We start from the raw sequence: 9355 nt of genomic DNA, 5'->3' as shown, positions 1-9355 counted from the left end.
CCCCCCCCCCCCCCCCCCCCCCCCCCCCCCCCCCCCCCCCCCCCCCCCCCCCCCCCCCCCCCCCCCCCCCCCCCCCCCCCCCCCCCCCCCCCCCCGGCACCCACCCTCCCGAGAGCACCCACCCACCCCCCCAGCCCCGCGCAGCGGAACCCCACCCCCCCACACACAAAAGCGTCCCCTCCCCAACCCGAAGGTCAGAAAGGGGACGCCCCAGAAACCCCAGCTACAACCTCAGTTGTCGCCGTCCTCGTCGATCAGGAACCCCCGCATCGGCGCCGGAGCCTGCTGCATCGGCTGCGGCGGCTGCGGCCGGACGGCCGCCATCGGCTGGGTCATCCCGGCCGGCTGCATCTGCGGAGCCCCGCTGTTGCCGCCGTTCGACTGCCCGCCGAAGCTCGGCGAGGACCCACCGAAGGAGCTGTTCCCGCCGAACGACGGCGAGTTCCCGCCGAAGGACGGCTGGTTGCCGCCGAAGCTCGGCGCACTCCCCATCGAGCCCGCACCGGCCGGCGCCATCGACGAGGCCGCCGGCGGCAGCGACGCGGTGGCGGGGATCCGCGGCGGCGCGAGCGAGTCGTCGGCCTGCGACTCCAGCTGGCGCAGCTGCGTCTCCAGGTACGACTTCAGACGCGTGCGGTACTCGCGCTCGAACGCCCGCAGGTCCTCGACCTTGCGCTCCAGCGTGGCCCGCGCGGACTCCAGCGACCCCATCGCGACGCGGTGCTTCTCCTGCGCGTCCCGCTCCAGCGCGTCGGCCTTGGCACGGGCGTCGCGCTCCAGGCCCTCGGCCCGGCTGCGCGCCTCGCCGACGATCTTGTTGGCCTCGGAACGGGCCTCGGAGATCGCCTGGTCGGCGGTCTGCTGGGCGAGCGCCAGCACCCGCGCGGCGCTGTCGCCACCGGGACCCTGCTGCTGCATCGGGCCGCCGAGCGGGCCGCCCATCTGCTGCCCGCCGCCCATGGAGCCGCCCATCGGCTGCATCTGCTGCTGGCCCATGCCCTGACCCATGCCCGGGCCCATCCCCTGGCCCATCGGGTTGCCCATCTGCTGCGGGCCACCGGGGCCGCCCATGGGCTGGAGCATCTGACCGCCCATCGGCTGGACCAGCTGCTGCTGGCCGCCCATGGTCTGGTTCATCTGCTGCTGCGGGCCGCCGGCCGGCGGGAGCTGCGGCGCGGAGCCGGCGGGCAGGCCGAGGGGCTGGTTGCCCATCTGCTGCTGCGGGCCGCCGGGCCCCATCTGCTGCTGCGGACCACCCGGACCCATCTGCTGCGGACCACCCGGGCCCATCTGCTGCGGGCCGCCCGGGCCCTGCTGGCCGGGGACCGGCGGGCCGGATATGGCGGCCGGCACCGGGGCGCCACCCTGGCGGGGGGCGTCCTGCGGCGGCTCCTTGCGCAGGTTGGCCTGGTTCTGCGCGGCGGCACGAGTCGCGGCGGCCAGCTTGGCGCGCAGGTCCTCGTTCTCCCGGAGGAGGCGGGTCAGCTCCGCCTCGACCTCGTCGAGGAAGGCATCGACCTCGTCCTCGTCATAGCCTTCACGCAGGCGGACGGTCGTGAACTGCTTGTTCCGAACGTCCTCGGGGGTCAATGGCATCTCTTCACCTCAACGTGATCGTCGGCACACCGGCATCCTGTCGCATCGCTCACCTACGACTAGGGGTGCACAAGCGAGATCAGGACATACACAATGATCATCAGTACGAAGAAGGACAGGTCGAGCGCCACGCCCCCGAAACGCAACGGCGGAATGAGCCGCCGAAGAAGCTTGAGCGGCGGATCCGTGACAGTGTACGTGGCCTCCAGGACCAGGACCATGGCCTTGCCCGGCCGCCACGAACGCGCGAACTGGAAGACCCAGTCCATGACCAGCCGTACGAGCAGGAACACCAGGAAGACGGTCAGGGCGTAGTAGAGCACCGCCCACACGATGTCCATCGCGTTTTCCCTCTCCCCGGTCCCGAGCCCTCGGGCCCGCCCTCGTCACCTGTCGCTAACCCACTGTCGATCAGATCCACACGTAAAGTCGTGGCCGGGTCAGCTCTGGTTGAAGAACCCACCCTCGGCGATCCGAGCCTTGTCCTCCGCCGTGACATCGACGTTAGCAGGCGACAGCAGGAACACCTTCTGCGTCACGCGCTCGATACTGCCGTGCAGACCGAAGACGAGTCCAGCGGCGAAGTCTACGAGCCGCTTGGCATCGGTGTCGTCCATCTCGGTCAGATTCATGATCACGGGGGTCCCGCCGCGGAACTGTTCCCCGATGGTACGGGCCTCGTTGTAGGTGCGGGGGTGCAGCGTGGTGATGCGGTAGGGCTCTCGTTCGTTCACTACCTTGGGCATGATCACCGGGGCGCTCTTCTCCAGGTTGTGGCGGCGTTCGGGTGTGATGGACGACACGGGGGCCATCCTCGGGGTCTCCTGCCGGATCGGCACCGCCGCGGGCACCGGCTGGGGCGTGATCGAGGAGACCGGGGCGGGCGTGGCGGCGGCCGCGGCGGCCGGCCGGGGAATGTCCTCGGTCCGCTGTCCCGTCCGGATCGGCTCGGGGTCCGCGTCGTAGTCGTCGTCGGGGTCGTACCCCTGGCCGTCGTACGTCTCGTCCTCCACGAGGCCGAGGTAGACCGCCATCTTGCGCATTGCGCCGGCCATGCTCCTGTCTCCTCCGCTCATGGCCACCCAGCTGGCGCCCGGTGGCTGCTTCGCGAAGCCGCGCCCTTCCGACGGCCGCTCGCTTCGCTCACTCCGTGGGGCCGGCTCCGCTTCCCGGCGACCCGGGCCGTACGGCCCTGCCTGCGGATTCCGCGGCCCGTCCACGACGGCGCGTCAGGCCGGCGGCCTGTCAGGGTTCGTGGAGTGGGGGCCGCGGAGCTGCGATCCACGGTTCGCTAGCGCTCCGGAGAGCTGCTAGATTCTGTCCTATTTTGTCCTGCAGTCTGATCTACTTACTCGGTGACGTTACCTGAGGGGTGACCTCACTCCGAGTACCGCCGTTCCGACGCGCACATGTGTCGCCCCGGCGGCAATCGCCTGCTCAAGGTCACCGCTCATCCCTGCGGAGACCATGGTGGCAGCCGGATGGTCCGTCCGTACGGCGGTTGCGATTTCCGCCAGTCGATCGAAGGCCCGGGCCGGGTCTCCGGCCAGCGGACCGGCCAGCGGAGCGACGGTCATCACACCCTCCAGCCGCAGCCCGGGCGTGTCGGCGATCGCGTCGGCCAGTTCCGCGACGTCCTCCGGCGCGACCCCGGCCCGGTGCGCACCCTCGCCGTGCGCCTTGTCCAGCGCCACCTGCACCAGGCAACCGAGTTCGGGGCGCTCCGACTTGAGCACGGCCGCGGAGAGCGACTCGACCAGCCGCAGCCGGTCCACCGAGTGCACGTGGTTCGCGTACCGGACGACCGAGCGGACCTTGTTGGTCTGCAGCTGTCCGACGAAGTGCCAGTCAAGAGGAAGGTTTCTGCACTGCTCCGCCTTGGGAGCGGCGTCCTGGTCCCGGTTCTCCGCGACGTCCGTGACCCCGAGACCGGCCAGCAGCGCGGTGTCCTCGGCGGGGTAGGTCTTGGTGACGACGATCAAGGTGACCTCGTCCCGCGCCCGCCCGGCGGCCGCACAGGCGGCCGCGATCCGGCGCTCGACCACCTCCAGGTTGGTCCCGAGCTCCTCGTACCTGGCCCGCTGGCCCTCAGTCAGCGCGGCCGAGAACTCCGGGCCACCCGGGAACGGTCCGTAGATGTCGTTCGTCATCAGTGATCAGAGCCCAACCAGACGTAGCTCGCGAGCCGGCCCGTGCGCTGCTCGCGGCGATAGGAGTAGTGATCGGCGGATTCGAGGGTGCAGACCGGTGACCGCACCAGCTCGCTGACCCCCGCCGCGGCCAGCTGGGCCGCGACTCCCTCCGGCACGTCCAGGGCCGGGGTCCCCCAGGAGGTCTCGGCGAAGGCCTCCGGCACCACGGCGGTCACCTCGGCGCGCAGTTCGGCCGGCACCTCGTAGCAGCGGCCGCAGACCGCGGGGCCGGTGGCGGCGGTGATCCGCCGCGGCTCGGCCCCCAGTTCGACCATCGCCCGGACCACGGCGGGCACCACCCCGGCCGCGAGCCCGGGCCGGCCCGCGTGGGCCGCACCCACCACGCCGGCCACCGGATCGGCCAGCAGCACCGGGGTGCAGTCGGCGGTGAGCACCGCCAGTGCGAGCGGCCGGTCGGTGACCACCGCGTCGACCGTCGGTGCCTCCCCCGGCGGCTGGCGCTCCGTCACCACGGCGACCTCGGCTCCGTGCACCTGGTTCATCCAGACCACGTCGGCCGGTTCGAGTCCCAGCTCCCGGGCAGCGAGCACCCGGTTCTCCCGGACGGCCTCCGGATCGTCCCCCACCGCACCGCCGAGGTTGAGCTCCCCGTACGGCGAAGTGCTCACCCCGCCCCACCGGTCGGTGAAGGCGAAGTGAGCACCCGCGTGTACCGCGTGATCGATCACTTAAGGAAGTCCGGCACGTCGAGCTCCTCGGCCGGGCTCTCCACGTACGGCTGCCGGCCCACCGGCTGCACCTGCGGCGGCACCGGGGCGGCCGCGGCGGTGGCCGGGGTCTCGGACTGCCGGGTCGGGGCGGAGGTCTGGGCCTCGCCCTCCGAACGGGACGTCACCGAGCCGATGCTCCCGTACGACGGCCGGCCGGCCGGGCGCTCCGGGGCGGCCGGCGGCGTGGCCGGGCGCTCCGGGGAGGCGGCGGTGGACTTGACCACCGGGTCGCGGACGATCGCCGGCGGCTGCCCGCCGTCGAAGCCGGCCGCGATGACGGTGACGCGGACCTCGTCGCCGAGCGCGTCGTCGATGACCGCACCGAAGATGATGTTGGCCTCGGGGTGGGCGGCCTCGCTGACCAGCTGGGCCGACTCGTTGATCTCGAACAGGCCGAGGTCGGAGCCGCCTGAGATGGAGAGCAGCACGCCGCGGGCGCCGTCGATCGAGGCCTCCAGCAGCGGCGAGGAGATCGCCATCACGGCGGCGGCCTTGGCGCGGTCCTCGCCGCGGGCCGAGCCGATGCCCATGAGCGCCGAACCGGCGTCCGACATGACGGACTTGACGTCCGCGAAGTCGAGGTTGATCAGACCCGGGGTGGTGATCAGGTCGGTGATGCCCTGGACACCGGAGAGCAGGACCTGGTCGGCCGAGCGGAACGCGTCGAGGACGCTGACCTGCCGGTCCGAGATGGACAGCAGCCGGTCGTTGGGGATGACGATGAGGGTGTCGACCTCTTCGCGCAGGGCGGCGATGCCGTCCTCGGCCTGGTTGGCCCGGCGCCGGCCCTCGAAGGTGAAGGGGCGGGTGACCACGCCGATGGTCAGGGCGCCCAGCGAGCGCGCGATGTTGGCGACGACGGGCGCGCCGCCCGTGCCCGTGCCACCGCCTTCGCCGGCGGTCACGAAGACCATGTCGGCCCCCTTGAGGACCTCCTCGATCTCCTCGCGGTGGTCCTCGGCGGCCTTGCGGCCGACCTCGGGGTTGGCGCCGGCGCCGAGGCCCCGGGTGAGTTCACGGCCCACATCGAGCTTGACGTCGGCGTCGCTCATGAGGAGGGCCTGCGCATCGGTGTTGATCGCGATGAACTCGACGCCCTTGAGACCGACCTCGATCATCCGGTTGATGGCGTTGACACCACCGCCGCCGATACCGACGACCTTGATGACTGCGAGGTAGTTCTGCGGTGCTGCCACGTCGAAGGCCTCTCGCCTCGAATTTCCGGGTCGGCCCGGCCCGGCGAGGGTCCGTTCCGACGGATGTCGATGGGTAGGGAGCCTGGTTTCTGACTGAATGTCCGAAATGCCGACCGCCGACCCCAACCCTAAACTTGACCTTTAGGGTTAGTCCTGTGCCTCCGTCACATCACCAAGGGACACAGTCTGGTGACACAGGACACTAGGTGGCCCCGGGCACGCGTTTCAACGAACACGCCGAGCTTCCCTTTTTCTTTTGAGCCTATGTGATCATCAGCCGGCATAGGAAACCGGGGTGACCACCAAGGGTCGGGCCGACACTTCGAGGCGTCAACCCCTCCCTCAGGCACAGAACCTACCGGATCATCCCGACACCGCCGGCGCCTCGGGCGCCGTCACGTCGAAGTTCGTACCCTTCTGGTTCATCAGTGCCACCAGAACCCGGGCCTTCCGGTCGATGTTTTCCGGACTCCCCCAGCGCACCGTCGCACCCCCGCTGAGCTGCAGCTGGATGTCGTCGTACGAGTGCACCAGCACCGCCCCGGCCCGTTTGGCGACCTCCGGCGGAAGCCCAGCGGCCACCGCCACCGCGCCCTGGACCAGCTGCGAACGGGAGATCACCCCGTCCACGTCGTTCGCCTGCTGACTGAGCCGCAGTTCCACCACCGGCACGCCCGCCGGCGGGGCCGCCTCGGTGGCGAAGCTCACGCCCGCGGCGTCCACCTGGGTGAACCGGCCGTCCTCCCCCTTGACGGCCGCCACCGCCTTGCGCTGGACGACCTGCACCTGCAGGGTGTGCGGCCAGCCCCGCCACACCTCCGCCTTCGACACCCGGGGGATCGCCTCCACCCGGCGCCGGACGTCGTCCAGGTCCACCCGGGCCAGCGGCCCGTCGGCCAGCCCGCCGATCGCGTCGCGGACCTGGGCCGCCGTCAGCCTGTCGTCGGTGGCCCCCTGGACGGCGACGCTGCGCACGTCCAGCACCGACGAGAGGAACACCAGCCAGGCCAGCCCGCCCAGCACCGCGGCGCCGAGCACGCTCAGCACCACGACGCCCCGCCGGGAGAGCCGGAGACGAGGAGCCGACTCCTCGTCCTCCAGCTCCGCCTCCAGCGGATCGGCGGGCCGGCCGTCAGCCACGGCGGCGACCGCCGCGGTGGGCCTGGATGGCCTCGTAGACCATGCCGACCAGCAGGTCGTCGGCGTCCCGGCGGCCGAACTCCGCGGCGGCCCGGCTCATGTCCCACAGCCGCTGCGGGTCGGTGAGCACCGGCAGCACGTTCTGCAGCACCCAGTCCGGGGTCAGCTCGGCGTCGTCGACCAGCAGGCCGCCGCCGGCCTTGACCATCGGCTGGGCGTTCAGCCGCTGCTCGCCGTTGCCGATCGGCAGCGGGACGAAGGCGGCGGGCAGGCCGACGGCCGCCAGCTCGGCCACCGTCATGGCGCCGGCCCGGCAGAGCATCATGTCGGCGGCCGCGTAGGCCAGGTCCATCCGGTCCAGGTACGGCACCGGGCGGTAGGGCGGCATCCCGGGGACGTCGGCGACCTGCGGCAGCTCGTTCTTCGGGCCGACCGCGTGCAGGATCTGCACGCCGTACTGCTGCAGCCGCGGGGCGATCGCGGTGACCGTCTCGTTGAGCCGGCGGGCGCCCTGGGAGCCGCCGGAGACCAGCAGGGTGGGCAGCCGCTGGTCGAGGCCGAAGTAGTGCCGGGCCTCCGGGCGGGCCGCGTTGCGGTCCAGGGTGGCGATGGTCCGGCGCAGCGGGATGCCGATGTACCGGGAGTCGCGCAGCTTGCTGTCGGGCGTGGAGACGGCCACGAAGTCGCTGTAGCGGGCGCCGATCTTGTTGGCCAGGCCCGGACGGGCGTTCGCCTCGTGCACGACGATCGGCACACCGGCCCGCTTGGCGGCCAGGTAGGCGGGCATGGCCACGTACCCGCCGAAGCCGACCACGGCGTCCGCGTTGACCCGCTCGATGATCTCCTGGGCGGCCCGCACGGTGCCGCGCAGCCGGCCGGGGACGGTGATCAGCTCCGGGGTGGGCTTGCGGGGCAGCGGGACGGCCGGGATGAGCTCCAGCTGGTAGCCGCGCTCGGGCACCAGCCGGGTCTCCAGTCCGCGCTCGGTGCCCAGGGCGGTGATCCCGATGGACGGGTCGTGCCTGCGGAGTGCGTCCGCGAGGGCCATGGCCGGCTCGATGTGACCGGCGGTCCCCCCGCCGGCGAGTACGACATGCACCGAAATTCACCGCTCCCTGCGTGCCGGCCCGGAGGCCGGGCGCGCTGTGGTTCGTCGTCGTGTCAGCACCCGGGCCAGTCGCTTCCTGATCCGGGAGTTCTTGCTCCGGGCGGCCAGGGCCGCCTTCGCGCCCGAGGTGCTGCGTGCCAGGCACAGCAGCACACCGATCGCGGACATGGCCGACAGCATGGCGGAGCCGCCGTAGGAGAACAGCGGGAGCGGGACGCCCGCGATGGGCAGCAGTCCCAGCGCCGACCCCAGGTTGATCATGGCCTGCGCCATGATCCAGGTGGTGGCGGCTCCCGCGGCGTACCTGACGAAGGGATCCTTCGTGCCGATGGCCACACGGATACCCGCGTAGCCTAGTGCCGCGAAGAGACCGATCACCGACAGCGTCCCCACCAGGCCCAGTTCCTCACCGGTCGCGGCGAAGATGAAGTCGGTGTGCGCCTCGGGCAGCTGGCCCCATTTCTCCACGCCGGCGCCGAGGCCGGTGCCGAAGCCGCCGCCGTTCGCGAACGCGAAGACGCCGTGCAGCGCCTGGAAGCAGGCGCCCTCCGGGTCGAGCTTGGTGACGCCGATGCAGCCGAGCCGCTCCGCCCGGTGCGGGACGGTGACGACCAGTGCGGTGCAGACCACGACCGCCACGCCGAGGGTGGCCACGAACAGCCGCAGCGGCGCGCCGACCATCCAGAGCAGCGCGAACACCATGGCCACCAGGATCATCGAGGTGCCCATGTCGCCGCCGAACATGATCAGCGCGAGCAGCAGCAGGGCGCCCGGGACCAGCGGCACCAGCAGGTGCTTCCAGGAGTTGAGGGTGCCGGTCCTCTGCTTGCGGGCGAGCAGGTCGGCACCCCAGAGCACCAGCGCGAGCTTGGCGAACTCGGAAGGCTGGAACTGGAAGAAGCCGAAATCCAGCCAGTTCTGGTTGCCGTTGATCCGCACCCCGATGCCGGGCACCGCGACCAGCGCGAGCGCGCCGATCACCCCGAACATCACCGGGTAGACGATCACCCGCAGCACCGCCACCGGGACGGACGCGAAGCCGATCAGCAGGACGAGGCCGAGGATGGCCGCGATCAGCTGCTTGAGGAAGTAGTACTGCGCCGCGTGGTGCTGGTTCAGGGCCAGGATCTGCGAGGCGGAGAAGACCATCATCAGCCCGAGCACGACCAGCAGCAGCGTGCTGCCGACGACCAGCAGGTAGGGCGTGAGCGGCCGGTCCAGCCAGTACCGCAGCCGGGCCCGGAGGGCCTGGACGCGGACCAGCGGACCGGCCGACTTGTACTTGGTCGTGGTGGCGGAGATCACTCGCCACGGCTCAGCGGCGTCCTGCCTCCCGACCCCGGAGTCCGCCTTGCCCTGCCCCGCCACCGATCTCCCCATCCTTCACACGGC

At 71.6% G+C, this 9355-nt stretch carries 9 protein-coding genes; all 9 read right to left on the bottom strand.

Features of this window, described 5'->3' with window-relative positions; genetic code table 11:
* Window positions 1–231: 231 nt before the first annotated feature.
* Window positions 232–1596: a DivIVA domain-containing protein gene (locus ACZ6Y7_RS17685; protein WP_465758776.1), complete on the bottom strand. Its 1365-nt coding sequence runs from the start codon at window positions 1594–1596 to the stop codon at window positions 232–234.
* Window positions 1597–1655: 59 nt separating this feature from the next.
* Window positions 1656–1937 (bottom strand): YggT family protein, encoded by a 282-nt coding sequence (locus tag ACZ6Y7_RS17680; RefSeq protein WP_030060143.1) that lies wholly within the window; start codon window positions 1935–1937, stop codon window positions 1656–1658.
* A 99-nt stretch (window positions 1938–2036) separates the two neighbouring features.
* Window positions 2037–2651, bottom strand: coding sequence for a cell division protein SepF (locus ACZ6Y7_RS17675; protein WP_030060144.1), 615 nt, complete (start codon window positions 2649–2651; stop codon window positions 2037–2039).
* A gap of 306 nt (window positions 2652–2957) precedes the next feature.
* On the bottom strand, window positions 2958–3746 hold the full coding sequence (locus ACZ6Y7_RS17670; protein WP_465758775.1) for a YggS family pyridoxal phosphate-dependent enzyme: 789 nt from the start codon (window positions 3744–3746) through the stop codon (window positions 2958–2960).
* A complete protein-coding gene (gene pgeF, locus ACZ6Y7_RS17665; protein WP_465758774.1) occupies window positions 3746–4477 on the bottom strand; it encodes a peptidoglycan editing factor PgeF in 732 nt (243 codons plus the stop codon). The genes ACZ6Y7_RS17670 and pgeF overlap by 1 nt, the downstream gene beginning before the upstream one ends.
* Window positions 4474–5715: a cell division protein FtsZ gene (gene ftsZ, locus ACZ6Y7_RS17660; protein WP_465758773.1), complete on the bottom strand. Its 1242-nt coding sequence runs from the start codon at window positions 5713–5715 to the stop codon at window positions 4474–4476. The genes pgeF and ftsZ overlap by 4 nt, the downstream gene beginning before the upstream one ends.
* Before the next feature lie 363 nt (window positions 5716–6078).
* On the bottom strand, window positions 6079–6855 hold the full coding sequence (locus ACZ6Y7_RS17655) for a cell division protein FtsQ/DivIB (RefSeq protein ID WP_465758772.1): 777 nt from the start codon (window positions 6853–6855) through the stop codon (window positions 6079–6081).
* Window positions 6848–7954, bottom strand: coding sequence for an undecaprenyldiphospho-muramoylpentapeptide beta-N-acetylglucosaminyltransferase (gene murG / locus ACZ6Y7_RS17650; protein WP_350522495.1), 1107 nt, complete (start codon window positions 7952–7954; stop codon window positions 6848–6850). The genes ACZ6Y7_RS17655 and murG overlap by 8 nt, the downstream gene beginning before the upstream one ends.
* 6 nt (window positions 7955–7960) lie before the next feature.
* Entirely contained in the window at window positions 7961–9268 is a 1308-nt protein-coding gene (gene ftsW, locus ACZ6Y7_RS17645; protein ID WP_465758771.1) for a putative lipid II flippase FtsW, read from the bottom strand.
* Window positions 9269–9355 lie beyond the last annotated feature (87 nt).

It is taken from the genome of Kitasatospora sp. NPDC053308 (genome assembly GCF_055585785.1).
The sequence above is the reverse complement of the archived record's forward strand: the minus strand, read 5'-3'. Positions and strand labels throughout refer to the sequence as shown.